The sequence below is a fragment of the Chromobacterium sp. INPA-IVC genome, assembly GCF_059047085.1.
Genome location: NZ_JBTNLS010000001.1, coordinates 14,674 through 32,929, shown reverse-complemented (window position 1 = coordinate 32,929; position 18,256 = coordinate 14,674). Strand labels below are relative to the sequence as shown.

The 18,256-nt window shown below is 65.0% G+C and carries 16 protein-coding genes, 1 other RNA gene and 2 riboswitches; of the genes, 7 read left to right on the top strand and 10 right to left on the bottom strand.

Annotation, left to right across the window (positions count from 1 at the left end; genetic code table 11):
* Window positions 1-20 precede the first annotated feature (20 nt).
* Complete coding sequence (locus tag ACX17K_RS00155; protein ID WP_231153761.1) at window positions 21-629, bottom strand: FMN-dependent NADH-azoreductase; 609 nt, start codon at window positions 627-629, stop codon at window positions 21-23.
* 107 nt (window positions 630-736) lie between these two features.
* Here ACX17K_RS00155 and ACX17K_RS00150 point away from each other — a divergent pair, with 107 nt between their 5' ends.
* From ACX17K_RS00150 to ACX17K_RS00125, 6 genes are all read left to right on the top strand, one after another.
* Window positions 737-1,678, top strand: a complete 942-nt coding sequence (locus ACX17K_RS00150) for a LysR substrate-binding domain-containing protein (RefSeq protein ID WP_493773190.1) — start codon at window positions 737-739, stop codon at window positions 1,676-1,678.
* Between the two features lie 43 nt (window positions 1,679-1,721).
* The gene (locus ACX17K_RS00145; RefSeq protein ID WP_493773189.1) at window positions 1,722-2,261 is read left to right on the top strand and encodes a GNAT family N-acetyltransferase; all 540 of its coding nucleotides are present in this window, start codon (window positions 1,722-1,724) and stop codon (window positions 2,259-2,261) included.
* A gap of 132 nt (window positions 2,262-2,393) precedes the next feature.
* Window positions 2,394-4,973 (top strand): DUF3141 domain-containing protein, encoded by a 2,580-nt coding sequence (locus tag ACX17K_RS00140; RefSeq protein ID WP_493773188.1) that lies wholly within the window; start codon window positions 2,394-2,396, stop codon window positions 4,971-4,973.
* Window positions 4,974-5,038: 65 nt separating this feature from the next.
* A riboswitch (glycine riboswitch) is annotated at window positions 5,039-5,124 on the top strand.
* A gap of 4 nt (window positions 5,125-5,128) precedes the next feature.
* A riboswitch (glycine riboswitch) is annotated at window positions 5,129-5,226 on the top strand.
* Between the two features lie 151 nt (window positions 5,227-5,377).
* Complete coding sequence (locus tag ACX17K_RS00135; protein ID WP_021478083.1) at window positions 5,378-5,992, top strand: trimeric intracellular cation channel family protein; 615 nt, start codon at window positions 5,378-5,380, stop codon at window positions 5,990-5,992.
* A 199-nt stretch (window positions 5,993-6,191) separates the two neighbouring features.
* A complete protein-coding gene (locus ACX17K_RS00130) occupies window positions 6,192-6,884 on the top strand; it encodes a TIGR02117 family protein (protein WP_493773187.1) in 693 nt (230 codons plus the stop codon).
* A 272-nt stretch (window positions 6,885-7,156) separates the two neighbouring features.
* Window positions 7,157-7,684, top strand: a complete 528-nt coding sequence (locus ACX17K_RS00125) for a hypothetical protein (protein ID WP_493773186.1) — start codon at window positions 7,157-7,159, stop codon at window positions 7,682-7,684.
* A gap of 64 nt (window positions 7,685-7,748) precedes the next feature.
* Here ACX17K_RS00125 and ACX17K_RS00120 read toward each other — a convergent pair whose 3' ends face one another.
* From ACX17K_RS00120 to ACX17K_RS00095, 6 genes are all read right to left on the bottom strand, one after another.
* Window positions 7,749-8,324 (bottom strand): SCO family protein, encoded by a 576-nt coding sequence (locus tag ACX17K_RS00120; protein ID WP_493773185.1) that lies wholly within the window; start codon window positions 8,322-8,324, stop codon window positions 7,749-7,751.
* A complete protein-coding gene (locus ACX17K_RS00115; RefSeq protein ID WP_493773184.1) occupies window positions 8,321-9,097 on the bottom strand; it encodes a formylglycine-generating enzyme family protein in 777 nt (258 codons plus the stop codon). Before ACX17K_RS00115 ends, ACX17K_RS00120 begins: the two co-directional genes overlap by 4 nt.
* Entirely contained in the window at window positions 9,094-10,524 is a 1,431-nt protein-coding gene (nirK, locus tag ACX17K_RS00110) for a copper-containing nitrite reductase (protein ID WP_493773183.1), read from the bottom strand. The genes ACX17K_RS00115 and nirK overlap by 4 nt, the downstream gene beginning before the upstream one ends.
* A 269-nt stretch (window positions 10,525-10,793) precedes the next feature.
* Window positions 10,794-11,158, bottom strand: a transfer-messenger RNA (tmRNA) gene (gene ssrA, locus ACX17K_RS00105).
* Window positions 11,159-11,227: 69 nt separating this feature from the next.
* Window positions 11,228-11,845, bottom strand: coding sequence for a GTP cyclohydrolase II (gene ribA, locus ACX17K_RS00100; RefSeq protein WP_493773182.1), 618 nt, complete (start codon window positions 11,843-11,845; stop codon window positions 11,228-11,230).
* A 60-nt stretch (window positions 11,846-11,905) separates the two neighbouring features.
* A complete protein-coding gene (locus ACX17K_RS00095; RefSeq protein ID WP_493773181.1) occupies window positions 11,906-12,628 on the bottom strand; it encodes a GAF domain-containing protein in 723 nt (240 codons plus the stop codon).
* Window positions 12,629-12,764: 136 nt separating this feature from the next.
* Between ACX17K_RS00095 and ACX17K_RS00090 the strand changes: the two genes are divergently transcribed.
* Window positions 12,765-13,805, top strand: a complete 1,041-nt coding sequence (locus ACX17K_RS00090; RefSeq protein ID WP_493773180.1) for a hypothetical protein — start codon at window positions 12,765-12,767, stop codon at window positions 13,803-13,805.
* Between the two features lie 77 nt (window positions 13,806-13,882).
* Here ACX17K_RS00090 and ACX17K_RS00085 read toward each other — a convergent pair whose 3' ends face one another.
* The 3 genes from ACX17K_RS00085 to ACX17K_RS00075 form a co-directional block, all read right to left on the bottom strand.
* Window positions 13,883-16,504 (bottom strand): M9 family metallopeptidase N-terminal domain-containing protein, encoded by a 2,622-nt coding sequence (locus tag ACX17K_RS00085; RefSeq protein ID WP_493773598.1) that lies wholly within the window; start codon window positions 16,502-16,504, stop codon window positions 13,883-13,885.
* 263 nt (window positions 16,505-16,767) lie between these two features.
* On the bottom strand, window positions 16,768-17,652 hold the full coding sequence (hslO, locus tag ACX17K_RS00080) for an Hsp33 family molecular chaperone HslO (protein WP_493773179.1): 885 nt from the start codon (window positions 17,650-17,652) through the stop codon (window positions 16,768-16,770).
* Window positions 17,649-18,239, bottom strand: a complete 591-nt coding sequence (locus ACX17K_RS00075; RefSeq protein WP_166440828.1) for an Ntn hydrolase family protein — start codon at window positions 18,237-18,239, stop codon at window positions 17,649-17,651. The genes hslO and ACX17K_RS00075 overlap by 4 nt, the downstream gene beginning before the upstream one ends.
* Between the last annotated feature and the right edge of the window lie 17 nt (window positions 18,240-18,256).

Here is an 18,256-nt window from a genome sequence, read left to right as displayed (position 1 = left end):
TTTTTCATGGCCAGCCGGTATTACAGCGCCAGCTTGGCGATGGCCTCCTTGGCCATGTGAATGGAGGTGGCGCGCTTGTCCGGACCCATATTGACTGCTTCGGCGCGGATGATTTCCACATCGCTGACGCCCAGGAAGCCCAGCACTTTCACCAGATAGTCTTCCTGGAAGTCCATCAGGCTGCCCTGCTCGCCGCTGTGCACGCCGCCGCGGGCGGACACCAGCACCACTTTCTTGTCCTTCACCAGGCCCACCGGGCCGGTTTCGGTGTACTTGAAGGTGCGGCCGGCGGCGAACACGCGGTCGATCCAGCTTCTCAGCTGCGTCGGAATCGAGAAGTTGTACATCGGCGCGCCGATCACCAGCACGTCCGCCGCCAGGAATTCCTCGATCAACTGCTCGCTCAGCGCGGCTTCGCTGCGCTGGGTCGCGGTCCAGTCGGATTCGGGCGCGAAACGCGCGCCGACGATTTCGCCGGACAAGTGGGCGATCGGGTTGGCGGCCAGGTCGCGGTAGCTGGTTTCCACATTGGCGTGGCGCTGGCGCAGGGTGTTGGCGACGACGGCGGACAGTTCGCGGGTGACGGAGTTGTCGGCCAGGATGCTGGAGTCGAGGTGAAGCAGTTTCATGGTCTGGGTCCTTCGGGGTTCGATTGCGATGAGTGGATGATAGATATCCGCAACAATCAGGACTAGACTGTTAAAATCGGAAACATTGTTCCATCAGTGAGACAATCATGCAGGACCTGAACGATCTCTTGTACTTCGCCAAAGTCGTCGAGCACGGCGGCTTCATGGCCGCCGGACGCGTGCTGGGCATTCCCAAGTCCAAACTGTCCCGCCGCGTGGCCGAGCTGGAAGCGCGGCTGGGCGTTCGTTTGCTGCAACGGACCACCCGCCGCTTGTCGCTGACCGAGATCGGCGGCCAGTACTATCAGCATTGCCAGGCGATGCTGGCCGAGGCCGAGGCGGCCGACGAGGCGGTGCTGCACAGCAGCGCCGAGCCGCGCGGCCTGATCCGCGTCAGCTGCCCGGAGCTGCTGTCCAAAACCATGCTCAGCGCCGCGCTGCCGCGCTTTCTGGCGCTCCACCCGCAGGTGCGGGTGATCCTCGACGCCACCAACCGCCGCGTCGACCTGATAGAAGAAGGCGTGGACGTGGCGATCCGGGTCCGCAACGTGATCGAAGACAGTTCCAGCCTGGTGGTGCGCCGGCTGGGACGGAGCCGGGTGATCCTGGTGGCCAGCCCGGCCTTTCTGGAAAGCCACGGCGAGCCGGCGGCTCCGGAACAGCTAGCCGCCCTGCCCGCGCTGACCATGAGCCGCCCGGACGGCCGCGGCCAATGGGTGCTGCTGGACAATGTCGGCCAGAGCTACACCATCCACCTGGACACGCCCAGACTGATGACCGACGACATGATCGTGCTGCTGGAAGCGGCCATCGCCGGCATCGGCGTCGCCGCGCTGCCAGCCAACGTTTGCCACCAGGCGCTGGCGGACGGACGGCTGCGGCACATCCTGCCGCAGTACGACTTTCCCTGGGGCATTCTGCACGCAGCCTTCCCCACCCGCCGCGGCTTGTCGCCGGCGGTGCGCGCCTTCATCGATTTCGTCTCGGAACAGCTGATCAGCGAGGAAATGGCCGGCGACTGGCAGCGCGCGGACATCCGCCCGGCATGACAATTGCTTCATCCCCGGTTTCCCGCACACGATGGTTGAAAACATGTTCACGCTGCGCCCGCTGGCCGAAACCGACTCCCTGGAACAACTGACCGCGCTGCTGCACCGCGCCTACGCCCAGCTGGCCGCGATGGGCCTGCGCTACACCGCGGTGGACCAGAGCGTGGCCGTGACCCGCCGCCGCATCGCCGGCGGCCACTGCCTGCTGGCATGGCGCGGGAATGCGCTGGCCGGCACCATCACAGTGCATCACCCGCAACCGGCCTCGCCCTGTCCGCAATTCCGCCAGCCGGACGGCGCGGTGCTGATGCAGTTCGGCGTCGATCCCGTCTGGCAAGGATGCGGTCTAGGTTCGCAACTGATGGACGCCGCAGAGGCCTGGGCCCGCAGCCAGGGCTATCTTCGCATCCGCCTGGACACCGCCGAACCCGCGTCCCATCTGGTAGAACGCTACGGCAAGCGCGGCTACCGCGTCGAAGCGCCGCTGCAATGGCCGGACAAAGCCTACGCCAGCGTGGTGATGGTCAAGGAACTGGAAACGGCCGCCGCGACTCGAACTCCTGTTTGCGCCGCAACAAATTGATGGCTGTACGCCACATATCGGCGCCAGACCATTCGCATTTATTGCATCGCAGCAGATAACGAGTACAGTGACGGCCATGGCTCGCGATGAGCCGTCGCGTCTTTTCCTACCGTTCAAGAACAAGGGGTTGCAATGTGGTCAACTGCTGCAGTTCAAGACGGGAAGTTCCCGTTCCCTCAACCGTTGTTTGATTACTGGCTGGACGCCTGCCAGCGCGGCATCCTGTATTGGGACACGCTGTACCGCCGCGGCGAAGCCTACCTGGAGCACTGCGAAAGCGGCAAACCGCCGGTGCTTGTTTTCGACTACCGCATCATCATGGACGCCCGCGAGCTGCCCGATCCGGCCAACTACGCGCTGGCGGCGATCCAGCCGCCGTCGAACTGCCCGCCCACCGATCCCTCCAAGCGCCCCTTCGTCGTCATCGACCCCCGCGCCGGCCATGGGCCGGGCATCGGCGGCTTCAAGATGGACAGCGAGATCGGCATCGCGCTGCAGCAGGGCCATCCCTGCTATTTCGTGATGTTCTTCCCTCAGCCGGTGCCGGGCCAGACCATAGAAAGCGTGGCCAAGGCCGAGGGACACTTCCTCAAGCGCGTCAACGAGCTGCACCCGGACAGCGACGGCAAGCCCTTCGTCATCGGCAACTGCCAGGGCGGCTGGGCGCTGGCGATGCTGGCCTCGGTGGCGCCGGAGCTGGTCGGCCCCATCCTGCTGGCCGGCTCGCCGCTGTCGTACTGGGCCGGCGTGCGCGGCAAGAACCCGATGCGCTACGCCGGCGGCCTGAACGGCGGCACCTGGACCGCGTCGCTGGCCGGCGATCTGGGCAACGGCCATTTCGACGGCGCCCATCTGGTCGAGAATTTCGAAAAGCTGGACCCGGCCAACACGCTGTGGAAGAAGTCCTACAACCTGTACGCCAAGATCGACACCGAGCCGCAGCGCTATCTGGACTTCGAGCGCTGGTGGGGCGGCCATTACCTGCTGAACAAGGCGGAAATGGAGTGGATCACCCAGAAGCTGTTCGTCGGCAACGAGCTGGTCCACGGCAAGATCACCAGCCATGACGGCAAGGCCCGGGTGGACATGCGCAACATCCGCTCGCCCATCATGGTGTTCGCGTCCTGGGGCGACAACATCACGCCGCCGCAACAGGCGCTGAACTGGATCGCCGATCTGTACGACAACGCGGAGGACATCCGCAACAACGAACAGACCATCGTCTACTGCCTGCACAACAAAGTGGGCCACCTCGGCATCTTCGTGTCCGCCGGCGTCGCCAACAAGGAGCACAGCGAATTCGCCAGCGCGCTGGACCTGATCGACGTGCTGGCCCCCGGGCTGTACGAGGCCGTCATCGAGGACATCGCGCCGGACGCGCCGGGCCAGGAGTACATCGAGGGCCGCTACATCATCCGTTTCGAAGCCCGCGACGTCTCCGACATCCTGGCCCTGGACGACGGCCGCGACGACGAGCGCGCTTTCGAAGTGGTGAAGCGGGTATCCGAGATCAACCAGGGCCTGTACGACCGCTACGTCTCGCCCGCGCTGCGCGCCGCCAGCAACGAGGCCGGCGCCCGCCTGCTGCGCGAGCTGCACCCGGCCCGGCTGGAGCGGACGCTGGTATCGCCGAAAAACCCGTGGCTGTGGTGGCTGCCGGACCTGGCCGACAAGGTGCGCGAGCAGCGCCGGCCGGTCGCGGCCGACAATCCGCTGTGGATGTGGCAGGAACAGCTATCTGGCTTCATTGTCCAGTCGCTCGACCATTACCGCGATCTGCGCGACGCCGCGCAGGAGCAGCTGTTCCGCGCGATCTACGAATCGCCGCAGCTGGCGACGCTGGTCGGCGTCGCGCCGGCCGGCGAGCCGCGCAGCCAGGCGCTGACCTGGGAAAGCCGCGAACTGGCCCGACTGAAGCGCGAAGCGCTGGACCCCAGCTTCGAGCAAGGCACGCTGGCAGACGGCTTCGTGCGGCTGCTGCTCTACGTCAGCATCGGCATCGGCGTGGTGGACGAGCGGCCCTTCAACGCCATCCGCCGGGTGATGCGCGACGTGCGCCACGAGTACCCGCTGACGCTGATGCAGTTGAAGGACATCGTCCGCCACCAGGTGGCGCTGGTGCGGCTGGACGCGCCGCGCGCGCTGCGCGGCCTGCCCCTGCTGCTGCCGGATGCCCGCCGCCGCCATCAAGCCTGGCTGTTGGCCCGCGATCTGCTGGCGCTGAACGGTCCCATCCCTGCCGAGCACCAGGCGCGGCTGGACCAAGTGGCCAAGACGCTGGAGCTCGACGCCGCCGCCGCGATCCGCGCCGCCTCTCCCGCAGCTCGGGCTGAAGCGGAGCCTGCGGTCCGCTCGCAGATCCCGGTCGAGGCCGCCCCCGCCGTTTCGCTCCCCGTGGCCAAGCCCGTCTCCGGCAAAACCGTTTCCGCGAAGGCTGCGACAAGCAAGCCCGCGCCGGCCGCCAAACCATCGGCGAAAACCGCCAGGCCGGCAGCAAGCAAACCGGCCACAACGAAGCCCTCGCCGGCAGCCAAAACGCCTGGAAAAACCGCCAAGCCCGCAGCGCCTAAGCCAACGTCGGACGAGATCAAGCCGATAGCCAAGCCTGCCGCGCGGACAAGCGCTGCGAGAAAGCCTACTGGCAAAGCCAACGGCCAGGCGCCAGGCGCGTCTCCAGCCGCTTCAGCGCCCGGCAAACGAGGCAAGGCGTAAGCCATGCGCGGGAACCGGGGCGACTCGGTTCCCGCATTGACTATTGCAATAGCGAAAGCTAATATTCCACTTCTGCGGGAGAGAGGGGCCATGCCCCCGCCGAAGACGCAAGCTCCCATAATCGCTCAGGCAAACGTACCGCAGCGCAGTATCGATTCAAGCCGATTGGAGAGAGGCCGCCCCGCGCGGCCCACCGAAGGGGCAAGCGGCCAAAGGCCGCGCAACTCTCAGGTAAAAGGACAAGGGGAGAGGCTGTTACCCAACCCGGAAACCGTCCAGGAGTTTGCCTTGTCCGCTCATCCATGCCTCGGCGCGAGCCTTTCGCGTCTCATTTCTGTTTTCCGTCATCCGCGCGCCATCGCTCCGGCTGGCATTCCATCGTTCCACCCCCATAAGATTTCATCATGCTGACCCTGATCTACCTGATCGCCATCACCGCGGAAGCGATGACCGGCGCGCTGGCGGCCGGCCGCCGCCACATGGACATTTTCGGCGTAGCCGTCATCGCCTTCCTCACCGCGCTGGGCGGCGGCACGGTGCGCGACATCGTGCTGGGCCGCTATCCGATAGGCTGGACCCAGCATCCGGAATACGTGCTGCTGGTGGTGGCCGGCGGCCTGGCCGCGGTCCTGGTCGCCCGCTACATGCGTCATCTGAACCGCCTGTTCCTGATCCTGGACGCGCTGGGCCTGGTGGCGTTCACCATCATCGGCTGCGACGTGGCGCTGGGCATGGGCTACCACCCGGTCATCATCGTGATGGCCGGCATGATCACCGGCATCGCCGGCGGCATTCTGCGCGACGTGCTATGCAACCGCGTGCCCATCGTATTCCGCCGCGAGCTGTACGCCAGCGTGTCGCTGCTGGTGGCCATCCTGTACCTGGGCCTCAACCATTTGGCCATGCCCCACGACTGGAACGTGATCGCCAGCTTCGCCTTCGGCCTGGCGCTGCGCCTGGTCGCGCTGTGGCGCGAATGGCAGTTGCCGGTATTCGCCTACCGGCACGACCACCACTGAGCCCCAAGACAAACACCCCGCCCTGGCGGGGTGTTTCGCATTCTGGGCACCCGCGCCGCGACGCCGCAGGCTCCGGCCCCCTGCTTGCCCTGCCCAAGCCCCGCGCCCGCGCAAGTGGCAATGGATATTTGACACACACCAACCACCCAATGTAAATAAGAAGCCCCTGATATCCCGCCGCTGACCAGCCGACATCACCATGCATATTTCCGGCTCCGCCTTTCGCCGCCTTATCCTGCGCCTGCTGCTGGCCATCCCCGCGCTCTTGATCTGCTACCTGCTCGCCGCGCTGGCGCTGGGACTGCTGCCCAGCAACCGCGGCTGGGCGCCGCCCGCGAACGGCATCCCCATCTACCTGGACAGCAACGGCGTGCACACCAGCGTGATCATGCCGGTCAAGACCGATGCGCAGGACTGGACCGCCGCCTTTCCTCCGGAACACATCCGCCGCCCAGACCTGTACGCGCGCTCGCCCTACATCTCCATCGGCTGGGGCAGCAAGGTATTCTTCCTGACCATACAAAACTGGGAAGACCTGAGCGCCGGCAAGGCATTGGCCGCGCTGGCGTTCGACCAAAGCGTGCTGCACGTGGAATACCTGCCCCAGCCCAAGGAGGGCAAGGACACCCGGCGCATCCTGATCAGCCCGGAACAATACCGCCGGCTGGCGGACTTCATCCGCCAAAGCGCGCCGCTCGACGCCCACAACCGGGCCTTGCAGGAAACCGGACGCCACTACGGCGACAACGACGCCTTCTACGCCGCCCATGGCCGCTACAACCCCATCGTCACCTGCAACCAATGGACGCGCGACGCGCTGGCCGAAGCCGGCGTGCGCACCGCGCTGTGGTCCCCTTTCGTCCAGCCACTGTTCTGGCAGCTGGAGAAATGAATGGTGGACAGGTCGCAATTCTCCAATCTGAAAATCGAGACGCTCAGGCAGACCATTACCCGCTCCAGCGAAGCGCGGCAATTGACTGCTCTGAACGAAGACATGATGCCTGAAACCGATGCCCTGCCAATGCCTGCATCGAAACCAGCGCATCAATATTCATACCCGCCTAGTCTATGGCGCCACCGATCCAGTGAACGCGCAAGAATTGCGCTCACTGGAACAATGGCTGCCAGAACACTCGACTCATTCACCAAACTACAAGCCCTAAAATGCACGCCCCTCTCGACTCTACTTTGAACGATGGCGAAATCGACGTGGAACTGCCCCTCACGCTCCAAGCCTCCCTCAGCCATCACCGGCGAATGATGCTGGCCATCTGCGCGCTCGCCATGCTGTCCGCGCTGATGTACCTGCTGGCTCCTCACTGGGGATGGCTGGCCGGCAGCGCCGTCTTGCTCTCCCTTGCCGCGCTGACAAGCTGGGCCTACCGAACTCCGCCACAAATTCAACTGGACGAAACCGGGTTTCGGATCACCGGCGGCAACAGACGCATGCAGCGCGATATCCGCTGGAAAGACATCGAGCGCGTCAGCGTCATCCACCTCGGCATGGGACAAACCTACGTTTGCTACCAGCACACCAAAGATTCGGGCAAATCCAGACCGCCCGGTGGCCTGATGCTGCCCTTCATATTCACCTTGCCCGTAGAGGAGCTTGCCGCGCTGATGGAAGCTCTGCGCCAGGCAGCCGGCGACACTGCCGCCGTCCACATGCAAGACAAAACTTCAACAGCATAGACAGCAGCACTCCACCTAAAGAACTGGAAGCGGGCCGCCACCATTACGCAGCGGCGACTGACTGCTATTTCAGCAGGCCATGCAGCGCCTTGACCACCGCCGGATCGGGCTTGGGGCCGATATCCTCGGTGGAGGCCGCAATCCGGCCCTGCGGATCTGTCACCACGATGCGGGTGGAGTGGTTGATCTCGCCGCTATCCAGCCGCCGATAGCGTATGCCCAGCGCGGCGGCGACGCCGCGGGTGTCTTCGTCCGACTTACCGACCGCGAGCAGCCAGTTCCGCGCCCGGATTCCGTGCTCGCCCGCCAGATGCGACAAACTTGCCGGCGTGTCCGCCCCCGGATTCAAGCTCACCATCAGCACCGTCGCCCGATCCCGGTCCCGGGCCGGCAGCGCGGCGATGATGGACTTCACGCCCTCCATCACGATCGGACAAGCCAGTTTGCAATCGCCGTAGAACATGGTGATCAACGCCGGCTTGCCGGCCAGATCCGAGAACTTCAGCGCGTCGCCGCGCTGCGTGGTCAGCGGCGCGTCCAGCCGGTACAGGGAATCGCCCGGCAGATCATTTCCCGCCCAGGCCCCGCTCGACGCCAGCGCCAGCAAACATGCGGCCAGGCCGCCTTTCCATCCCCTCATGGTCTTTCCTCCGGTTCATCCCTGGCGCAGCGGAAACCCACCGTGCCCACGGTGTCGGCGGCGTTCAGCGCCGCCAGCATCGCGATGCGCATCAGGATCGCGTAGTTTTCCCTGTCTCCCAGCGACAAGGCCGCCGCGCCGCAGGTGGCCAGCGTGCGCTGCTCCCCCTGGGATCGGCTGTCGCTGGTGACGAACAGGCCGTTGAAATCCTCCACCCACTCGTAGATGGAGCCATGCAAGTCGCTAATGCCCCAGACATTGGGCTCCCGCCCTACCGGTGCCAGCAGCCGCCTAGTCGGCTGCGCGTACCACTGCAGAATGCGCGCCCGCCACTGCGGATCATCCCGAGCGTCGCGGCGCCCTGCATCGGCCGCCGCCGCCATCTCCCACTCGCCCCACGCGGGCAAGCGCGCGCCTTCGCTGCGGCAATAGGCGCGCGCCGCATGCCAGCTGACGCGAGTGACCGGCGCGTCCTCAGGCAGATCGCCAAAATCGTCCGCGGCGCGCCAGTCGGCGAGATATCCGCCCCCGGCATACAGGGCGGGAACCGCCCCCCGCCGCCACTCAGGATGCGCCTGCGCGAAGCGCAGGAACTCGCCATTGGTGACCGGCCTCGCCCTCAGCCGATACGGCTTGACCGCCACGGCCGCGCCATCCGGAGACAAGGCGCTGCGGAAAGCTCCGCCCGATACCGCCGCATAATCGGCGGCCCGCGCCGTATGCCACGCCAACAACCCGCAACACGCCAGCGCGAGCGCCAGGCGCGCGCTCATTGCCGCTGCGCCCGCAGCGTCTTCACCTCGTCCACCGTGACTACCGGCTTGCCATGGTTGAACTGCGTGCTGACATAGTTGAGCACGTCAGCCACCTCCTGGTCCGACAAGTCCAGCGCGGGCATCACGCCGTTGTAATTGACGCCGTTGACGGTGATCGGCCCCGCGCGGCCGCCCAGGATGATCCTGGCTGCCTCCAGCGGACGCTTCTGGATCAGATCGGAATTGGCCAGCGGCGGGAACACGCCGTCCAGCCCCTGGGCATTGGCCTGATGGCAAACCACGCAGTTCTTGCTGAACACCGCCCGGCCATGATCGGCTGGCGCGGCTTCATGCGTTTGCGGCGGCTCGGCATTGACCGGCGCGTCTTCGCCCGGGGAGGGTTTCGCCGAAACCGGCGATGCCGCGCCCAGCGCGCTGATCACGCCCTTGGAATAGATGTCGGGCCGCTCGGGGCCGCTGACCGTCAACAGGCCGATCGCCCCCTTGTTGAAGGCCCGTGTCAGCGAGTGGTCGACCAGGGTCAGGCTGCCCGGCACCTTGGGCGTGAACTCGACGATGGCCGAACCGCCGGCGGGCACCATCGTAGTCTGCACATTGCGCTGAAAATGGACGCTGCCCTCGTTGTACACCTTGTCGAAGATCGCGCCGATGATGTGGAAGCTGGAAGCGAGATTGGGCCCGCCGACGCCGAAATAGATGCGGACCTTTTCGCCGGCCTTGGCGGTCAGCGCCTTATTGCCGGCCAGCGCGCGGTCCGCGCCGTTGAACAGCACATAGGTCGGCTTTTCATCTATCGCCTTCTGCATGTCGAAGGGCTGCAGCCCGCCGGCCCGATACCCGGTTCCGGTGTAGAATTCGCCCTGCATCACGTAGTACTCGCGATCCACCTTGGGCAGTGGCTTTTCCGGCTCCACCAGAATCATGCCGTACATGCCGTTGGCGATGTGCATGCCCACCGGCGCGGTGGCGCAGTGGTAGACATAGAGGCCCGGATTCAGCGCCTTGAAGCTGAACACCGCCTGGTTGCCCGGCGCCACCAGCGTCTGCGGCGCGCCGCCCCCCGGCCCGGTGACCGCGTGCAGGTCGATGTTGTGCGGCAGCTTGTTGCTGGCCAGATTCTTCAGATGCAGCTCCACGGTATCGCCGGTCCTCACCCGTATCATCTTGCCCGGCACCGTGCCGCCGAAGGTCCAGAACATGTAGCGCGAACCCGGCGCGATCTCGCGCTCCACCTCCTCCACCGTCAAATCCACCACCACCCGGGCCGGCGTCTTGCGCGTGATCGGCGGCGGCATCATGGGCGGCGCCACCAGCGCCTGATGGACGATAGGCAAGGGCCCTGCGCCCGCCGACGCGGCCAAACAGGACAGCGCCGCCGCCAAAACGCCGGACAAGGGAAATCCGTTCTTCAGCAATCTTTTCACCGCAACACTCCTCGCCTGATATCGGCGCGCCGGAGGCGAATGCAGCAAGGACGCAGCCGCCGGACACGCCAGACTGACACCGTGGGCGCAAGGGCCCCCTTAAAATGCATAATTAATACATGTTAAAGTCTGCCGGATTGGCTTCCAGAGGAAAATATCAATGGCATGATTGCTTGATGCAGAACAAGTCGCCGCGAAGCGCCCGTCGCTTTTTTGCAGAACGCCCTTTCAGGCAATGAAAAGCCCCGGCGAAAGCCGGGGCTGGAAACTGGTGGAGGCGGCGGGAATCGAACCCGCGTCCGAAAGTCCTCTACAGTGAGTTCTACATACTTAGTCGTGTCATTTGGATTTAACCTCCGCCACGCCGACGGACAGGCTGGACTTTGGCGAGTTACCTATTATTTCGCACTGAACCAAGTAACCCGGAGCAGCACTAGCAGATGTAGAGTGACACTACAGGGTTTTGACGCCCCCGGCCCATCTGCGAACCGTTGTAGTGTCTAGCCGGCCGTTAGGCTGCTAGAGCGTAAGTTTCGTCGTTTGCGACTAAAAAAATTCAGTGTTTTACGGGGTGACTGAAATCCCGGTATGCCCCCATCTGCTTCGCAACCCCCGTCGAAACCAGGTCGCCCCCAGATAAGAATGTTCATTATATTACAACTATCATCGCTTGGCGAGTCCAGGCATCGCCGCCAAGCGCCTGTCACTTGAACAGCATATGCCCCAGCTTGGCGGCCTTGGTGTCCAGGTAGCGGTCGTTGTACGGATTGCGGCCCACCTGCAGCGGCACGCGCTCCACCACCTTGATGCCGGCAGTCTCCAGCGTGGCCAGCTTGCGGGGATTGTTGGTCATCACCTTGACGCTGCCTATGCCCAGATGCTCCAGCATGTGGCGGGCGATGCGGAAATCGCGCATATCGGCCGGGAAGCCCAGCCGCTCGTTGGCTTCCACCGTATCGGCGCCGCCGTCCTGCAGCTTGTAGGCGCGGATCTTGTTGATCAGGCCGATCCCCCGGCCTTCCTGGCGCAGATACAGCAGCGCGCCGCGGCCAGCCTTGCTGATCGCCTCCATCGCGGCTTCCAGTTGGAAGCCGCAATCGCAACGCAAGGAGAACAGCGCGTCGCCGGTCAGGCATTCCGAGTGCAGCCGCGCCAGCACCGGCTGGCCGTCGCCCACCTCGCCCAGCGTCAGCGCCACGTGCTCCTGCCCGCTTTCCTCCTCGAAGCCATGCATGGCGAACTCTCCCCACGGCGTGGGCAGCTTGCAGCTGGCGATGTACTGGATGATGGGTTCGGGAGCGGGTTGCGGGTGCGGCGACATGACTTCTCCAACGCTGAGGAATGCAATGCGAAAAGGCCGCGCGGCGGCCTGTGATGATGCTTAGTTGGGGAGGCTTTCCCCGTTTTCAAGCGGCGGCAGATTGGCGAGGATCTGCGGCAGCACGATGGCCAGCGCCGCCAGCCATACCTGGCGCTCCGGCGTGAAGTGGCCGGCGGTGAACGACTCGGCGTCGATGATGCCCAGCACGTTGTCGTCGCTGCGCAAGACCGGCAGGCAGATCTCGCTCTTCACCTTGGGATCACACTCGTAGTAGCCGCCGCCTTCGGCGCGCCATTGATCGATGTCGTCCACCACCACCGCCCAGCCGGTAAGGCCGACGCGACTGTTGTTGCTGAACTCCGCGAACGCCTCCGTCAACGGAAACTCGGCGCGGCTTTCCACGCCTTTGTAGGCCAGCTTGACCAGCACCGCGTTCTTGCCGATGCCGATCTTGCGGTAGATGCCCAGCCAGTCGGCGCCGATCTTGGCGTTGACCGAGTCCAGCAAGGCGTTCAGGTTGACCAGCCCAGCAGTGGTTTCCGGCGTTTCCACGCCCAGCACCACGCGCAGGTCGTAAGGGGTTTCGTCCAGTTCGTCGAACAGCGAGCAGCTGCCGCCCTCGCCCAGCTTGGGCACCTTGTAACGGTACAGGTCGCGGCTGGGCGTCGGCTTGTTCACGGCGATCACAGCCTGCAATGTCATCACCGCGATCTGCAGTTCGGTCACATCGAGTTTCAGGGCCTGCTCTCGCAGATAGTCGGTCAGTTGGCTTGCGGGTATCATGGGGGGACTCCTGAACAGCGGCGCGCCAGCGCGCGCTTGAATTCGAAACGCCACAGGATATCAAACCCGACCACGCTTCGCCATTTCGCCACTTTATATCCTAATGACCGCCATTCATATCCGCCAAGCGCCACTCGTGATCAAGGCCGGCGCCCGCGCGCGCCGATTGCTGCAACAGGGACTCCACCCGGCCCAGGTGGGCATTCTTCCCGGCGCGGCCGGCGGCCCCAAAGCCGTGGGCCTCACCGGGCTGGACCAGGCGGTGTTCGGCTGGCTGGCCGGCGCGCCGCGGCAACGCGAACTGGTGGGCGCGTCGATAGGCGGCTGGCGCTTCGCCTGCGCGATGCAGCCGGATCCCGCCCAGGCGCTGGCGCGGCTGGCGGAACGCTATACCGAGGAGCATTACCATCCCGGCGTCACCGTCGCGCAGATCACCGCGCAGACGCGGCGGATGCTGCATGACATTCTGGGACCGGATGGTTTCGAAAACATCCTGGCGCACCCCCATCACCGGCTGAGCCTGCTGCTGGTGCAATCGCGCGGGCTGGCCAACCGCGAGGCCAAATCCTCGCTGCTGCCCGGGCTGGCGCTGGCGGCGGCGCTGAACGCCGTCTCCCGCCCGCTGATCCGCCACAGCTTCAGCCGGGTGATCTGCCACGATCCGCGCAGCGAACTGCGCTTCCAGCCGGCCGACGCCATTCCCACCCGGCTCTATCCGCTAGCCGCCGGCAATCTGGAACAGGCGCTGATGGGAACGGTGGCGATACCCGGCGTGCTGCACGGCGTGCAGTTGCCGGACGCGCCGGCGGCGATCTACCGCGACGGCGGGCTCACCGACTACCACATCGACTTCCCATTCGCCCACGGCGACGACATCGCGCTGTATCCGCACTTCACCGACCGCATCGTGCCCGGCTGGTTCGACAAGCCGCTGCCCTGGCGCAAGCCCGGCGCCGCCAATCACGCCAATACCGTGCTGCTGGCGCCGTCGCGCGAATACCTGGCCGCCCTCCCCGGCCGCCGCCTGCCGGACCGCAAGGATTTCCGCCGCTACCTGGGACGCGACGAATTGCGCCGCCAGCACTGGCGCGCCGCCACGTCGGAAAGCCAGCGGCTGGGCGACGCTTTTCTCGAGTGGCTGGAAAAGCCCGGCTCCATCGCCGTGCAGCCGCTGTAAACGCCTGCGCCTTGCCGCGGACCAAAGAAAAAGCCGGGCAAACCCGGCTTTTCTAGTTCTCTAAACAGAGGAACCCATTAACCCGCCTGCGCCCAGCATTGTTCTTCGGGCATGTCGCGCGGCGTCGCGTTCAGCTCCACCACCACGTCGCGGGATTGCGCGCCCTTGCTGAGGCGAACAGTCATCTTGTCGGCCACGCCCGGCTGATCGAGGTCGCGGCGATAGGTGAACGAACCCCAGTCGGACATCGCCGCGCGGCCCAGCTGCGGCGCCTGCACCAGGTGATAGCGCTCCACGCCGCCCACGCCCTGAAGCTGGCCGCGCAGGCAGCGCGCCGGACCGGCGTAGCTCAGCTTGGCCAGGTTCAGCTCGCCGGTTTGCGGCGGTTGCGGCTTGGCGCTGCCGGCCGGACCCAACGGACCTTCGCAACGCAACACCGCGGTCTTGCGCTTGAAGTCGTAGTCGGTGGCCGAGCAATTGGTCGCCATCAGATTGTTGACGCCGCTGGTCTTCACCAGGTTCTGCAACGCGCCGTCCAGCAGCTTGTCCAGCTCCTGGCGCGCGCGGGTGTTGTCGCTGGCGGACAGCGGCAGTGTGCCGCTGCATTCGAAGCGGCGCAGCGCGCTGGTTTCGCCGTCGGCCCACACCTGGCAGCCCACCGGCAGCGAGCGGCGCATCGCGGCTTCCACCGCGCCGGCGTCACCGGCCTGCCACTTGTCCTTGGCCACCCAGTCCACGCCTTCGGCGGTGGAGGTATTGCCCAACTGGCCGGACTTGGCTAGCTGCACCTGCTGGTCCACGTACTGGCGGAAGCCGGACACCAGCGCGGCGTCGCCGCCCATGCTGTTCACCAAGGCGTCGAAGCGCTTGACGTCGTCGGCGCGCAGCGAGGCCAGGATGTCGGCGATCTTGCCCGGCTGCTGCTGGTTCAGGTAGTAGAACCACAGCGCGGAATGGCTGTAGAAGTCCCAGCCGTCGCTATAGCTGGAGCGCATGATGCGGGACGGCTCCAGGAAGCTGTTCGGCCAACCGTTCGCCACCACGTCCACCACGTGGCCGCGCACCTTGATGCCGTCGCGCGAAGTGCTCCAGGCCATGAATTCGGCGAAGCCCTCGTCATACCACGGCATGCGGCGGTCGTCGCGGTAGAACTCGGACGTGCCCCACATGCCCGGCTGGATGTAGCGGCCGGACAGGTAGTGCACGTATTCGTGGCGCACCAGCTCTTCCAGGGTCAGATAACTCTCGCGCGGCACTTCGCGCTGGAAGGTGTAGAAGGTGCCGTCCTTCTCGATGTAGATGCCGCCATTATCGGTGGACAGCTCATTAAGCAGGCCCTGGAAGCGCTGGTAGGCGGTCTTGGTGCCGTAGATCACCATCTTCAGCTTTTCGTTGGGATCGTTCGCCACCGCTTCCTTGGTGCCGGCCACGCGGAACAGCTGGGTCTGCACCTGCTTCATCGCATAGTACAGCGGCTCCACCTCGGCCAGGCTCAGCGGGGTTTCGAACACCAGCTTGCCGTTGTCGAAGCTCCAGCGATTGGGGAACAGACTGGCGCGCAGTTCCTGCTCCGCCTGGCAGATGCCATAGCGTTCGCACGGCACCTTGCCCATCTTCTTCAGCGCGTACACGGCCTCGGCCCAGGCGGCGCCGAACTTCTCGCCCTTCAGATGCAGGGCGACGGCGGCCTCGGCCTGCGGGGCGGTGCGCGGGTACTGCATGAAACGGCCGGTTTCGCGCAGGGTGTTGAGGAACATCTGCTCATCGGCGAAAGCCGGTTGGCCGGCGCGGGTCAGCCCTGCCAGGCTGGCCACCAGGCCGTCCAGCTGGCCCTTCTCCACTTTCTGCGCGAACTCGGGCTGGTAATGCATATTGAACAGCAGCGTCTGCATCGGATGCAGCGCGAAGCGCGCCCAATTGTCCTTGGCCGCGGCGTTGTAGCGGCTGAAGAAGCGGTTCAGCAGCGGCAGCGCGTAGTCGGCCTTGCGCACCGAGTCGGCCAGGATCAGCGTTTCCGCCACACTCTGGCGGGCGTCGCGTTCGCGATACCACGCGTCGTGGTCGCCGCGGCTGTCGATGGCCTTGACGTTCCACAGCGCCGGATTGGCGGCCATCGCCTCCACCACCTGCATCACCGGCTGGTCCACCGCCGGACCGTAATCGCCCACTTCCTTGGCGTGGCTGTACTGCAGGAAGTAGCCCGCCTTCAGGAACACCGCCAGCGGCCACAGACCGTTGGCGTTCTGTCCATCCCAGGCGGTCGCGCGTTGGCGCGCCTCGGCCGCCACCAGCTGCATATTGGCCGGCGACACCACGCGGTAGCTGAAGTTGTCCGCCTGGAACAGGCGGTTCATGCAAGTGCCGTCCACGCTGGCCACGTAACGCACCAGCGCCTGGCCGGACAGCTGGCCGAGCTTGGCCTCGTCGCAGTCGGCATAGGCCGGCGCGGCGGCATCCGTCCGGGCCGCCTTGCGCGCGATCTGGCCTTGCTGGCCCTGCGGCTTGGCCGGCGGCTGCGCGCCGCCGTTATCCGGCGCCGCCGGCGGCAGGCCGTGCGGGTAATCCGGTTTTTCCGACAGCGCCGGAGAGTGGGAGGAGTAGCGCACGCTGGGCTGATTGGCCTGAGGCGCGGGTTGTTGCACGCCGGCTTGTTCGCCGCCTGTCGTCGTCAGGCAGGCGGACAAGGCCAGCGGCACCATCACGGAAAGTCCCCACGCCCGATACCGACGCGGTAGTGTTGTTGTATTCATTCAGTCATCCAATGGCTTGTTCAAATGACGCCAGGCTAATCAGCCAAGCGTCGCGAAGCATAATGGATATCACTAATATTGAATATTGTGTTTAAGGCCAGATCGTGATCTTAAACAACAAAACAGGCCAGTTAATTTTCACGCCCAACTTAGGCTTAAGAAAATACAAAAAAAGCCGCATAAGCGGCTTTTTTGAACGAAAGTTGCGGGCATCAATGACGCGCTTCGCGCGCCGCCGCCACCACGTCGTAGTCGAACAACTGGTTGGCGTCTTCCTCGTCGAACACATAGCGCTGGTTGCAGTAGTCGCAGACGATTTCCACGCTGCCCTGCTCCAGCAGCACATCGCCCACTTCCTGGCCGCCCAGCATGGTCAGCATATTGCTGACGCGCTCGCGCGAGCAGTTGCAGTTGAAGCTGACGGTTTCCTGCTCAAACACCCGCACCTGCTCCTCATGGAACAGACGATGCAGAATGTCCTCGGCCCCCAGCTCCAGCAGCTCTTCCGCCTTCAGCGTGCGGCCCAGCATCTTGACGCGGTCCCAGCCCTCGGCTTCGCCATGGCCTTCCGGCAGACGCTGCAGCAGCATGCCGGCGGCGGCATTGTCGCCGCTGGCCAGGATCAGCGCGGTATCCAGCTGCTCGGAGCGCAGCATGTAGTTTTCCAGCATCCGGGCGACGGAATCGCCCTCCAGCGCCACGATGCCTTGCCAGGTCTGGTTCTTGTCCAGGCGCGGCTCCAACGTCAGCACAAACTTGCCGCCCTCGCCCAGCAGCTCGGCCAGCGGCTTGTCATCCAGCTCGCCGTCCCACTTGGCGGTGGCGCGCACGGTGCGGTCGTTGTTGCACTCGACTACGGCCAGCTTCAGCGCGCCGGTGCCGTGAATCTGCAGGATCAGCGAACCGTCGAACTTCAAGTTGGCCGCCATCAGCACCGAGGCCGCCATCATCTCGCCCAGCACGGTTTTCAACGCTTGCGGATAGGCGCGCCGCGCCAGCACCTGCTGCCAGGCACCGTCCAGGCGCACCAGCGCGCCGCGCGCCGGCGCGCCGTCGAACAGGAATCGTTGCAGTTTGTCGTGGTGGTTCATATTCATGCTTCCTTGGCCGCCCCGGCGGCCGCTTCAACGGTGTAGACAGACATCGGCAGCGAGGAGCTGACGTCGAATTCGCAGCCGGCGCGCACGCCGATCTCGGCGATTTCCCTAGCCGACAGATCCTGGTCGTAGACCGCGTGCATCGCGCCCATCGCGAACTTGCGGCCCGAGCCTATCGCCCAGATGCGGGAGAATTCATAGATCTCGCGCATCGGATAGACGCCGAAAATGCCGTGGGCGTTGGCGATCACCACCATCATCTGGCTGGACTCATACGGATCTTCCTCATCTTCCTCCGGACGCAGATAGAACGCGTCCTTCAGCTTCGGGTGAAGCTTGCGGAAGGTTTCGAAGATGCCCTGGCGGCTGCTCAGATCCTTTTTCTTCAACTCTTTCAACGCGCCCTGCAGCACCAGGTCGTGCGCGGCGGAGCCGGACACGGCCAGATAGTTGTCGCCGTGGCGGAAAATCTTGTTGTGGAAACAGTCGTACGGCGCGAGAAGCTTCTGATCGTCGCCGAAAGTGGTCTGGCTGTCGGCGGCGATGGCGATCTGGTCGCCCTTGCGCACGGCCACGATGGTTGTCATGCGGCTACCTTGTCATA

Excerpts from the sequence above, each read along its gene's own strand:
- ACX17K_RS00135 (WP_021478083.1), top strand. The coding sequence starts at position 5,378 with ATGCTGACCCTGATCTACCTGATCGCCATCACCGCGGAAGCGATGACC.
- ACX17K_RS00115 (WP_493773184.1), bottom strand. The coding sequence starts at position 9,097 with ATGAGCGCGCGCCTGGCGCTCGCGCTGGCGTGTTGCGGGTTGTTGGCG.
- ACX17K_RS00125 (WP_493773186.1), top strand. The coding sequence starts at position 7,157 with ATGCACGCCCCTCTCGACTCTACTTTGAACGATGGCGAAATCGACGTG.
- ACX17K_RS00120 (WP_493773185.1), bottom strand. The coding sequence starts at position 8,324 with ATGAGGGGATGGAAAGGCGGCCTGGCCGCATGTTTGCTGGCGCTGGCG.
- ribA (WP_493773182.1), bottom strand. The coding sequence starts at position 11,845 with ATGTCGCCGCACCCGCAACCCGCTCCCGAACCCATCATCCAGTACATC.
- hslO (WP_493773179.1), bottom strand. The coding sequence starts at position 17,652 with ATGAATATGAACCACCACGACAAACTGCAACGATTCCTGTTCGACGGC.
- ACX17K_RS00095 (WP_493773181.1), bottom strand. The coding sequence starts at position 12,628 with ATGATACCCGCAAGCCAACTGACCGACTATCTGCGAGAGCAGGCCCTG.
- ACX17K_RS00075 (WP_166440828.1), bottom strand. The coding sequence starts at position 18,239 with ATGACAACCATCGTGGCCGTGCGCAAGGGCGACCAGATCGCCATCGCC.
- ACX17K_RS00155 (WP_231153761.1), bottom strand. The coding sequence starts at position 629 with ATGAAACTGCTTCACCTCGACTCCAGCATCCTGGCCGACAACTCCGTC.
- ACX17K_RS00140 (WP_493773188.1), top strand. The coding sequence starts at position 2,394 with ATGTGGTCAACTGCTGCAGTTCAAGACGGGAAGTTCCCGTTCCCTCAA.
- ACX17K_RS00150 (WP_493773190.1), top strand. The coding sequence starts at position 737 with ATGCAGGACCTGAACGATCTCTTGTACTTCGCCAAAGTCGTCGAGCAC.
- ACX17K_RS00085 (WP_493773598.1), bottom strand. The coding sequence starts at position 16,504 with ATGGTGCCGCTGGCCTTGTCCGCCTGCCTGACGACGACAGGCGGCGAA.
- ACX17K_RS00130 (WP_493773187.1), top strand. The coding sequence starts at position 6,192 with ATGCATATTTCCGGCTCCGCCTTTCGCCGCCTTATCCTGCGCCTGCTG.
- ACX17K_RS00145 (WP_493773189.1), top strand. The coding sequence starts at position 1,722 with ATGTTCACGCTGCGCCCGCTGGCCGAAACCGACTCCCTGGAACAACTG.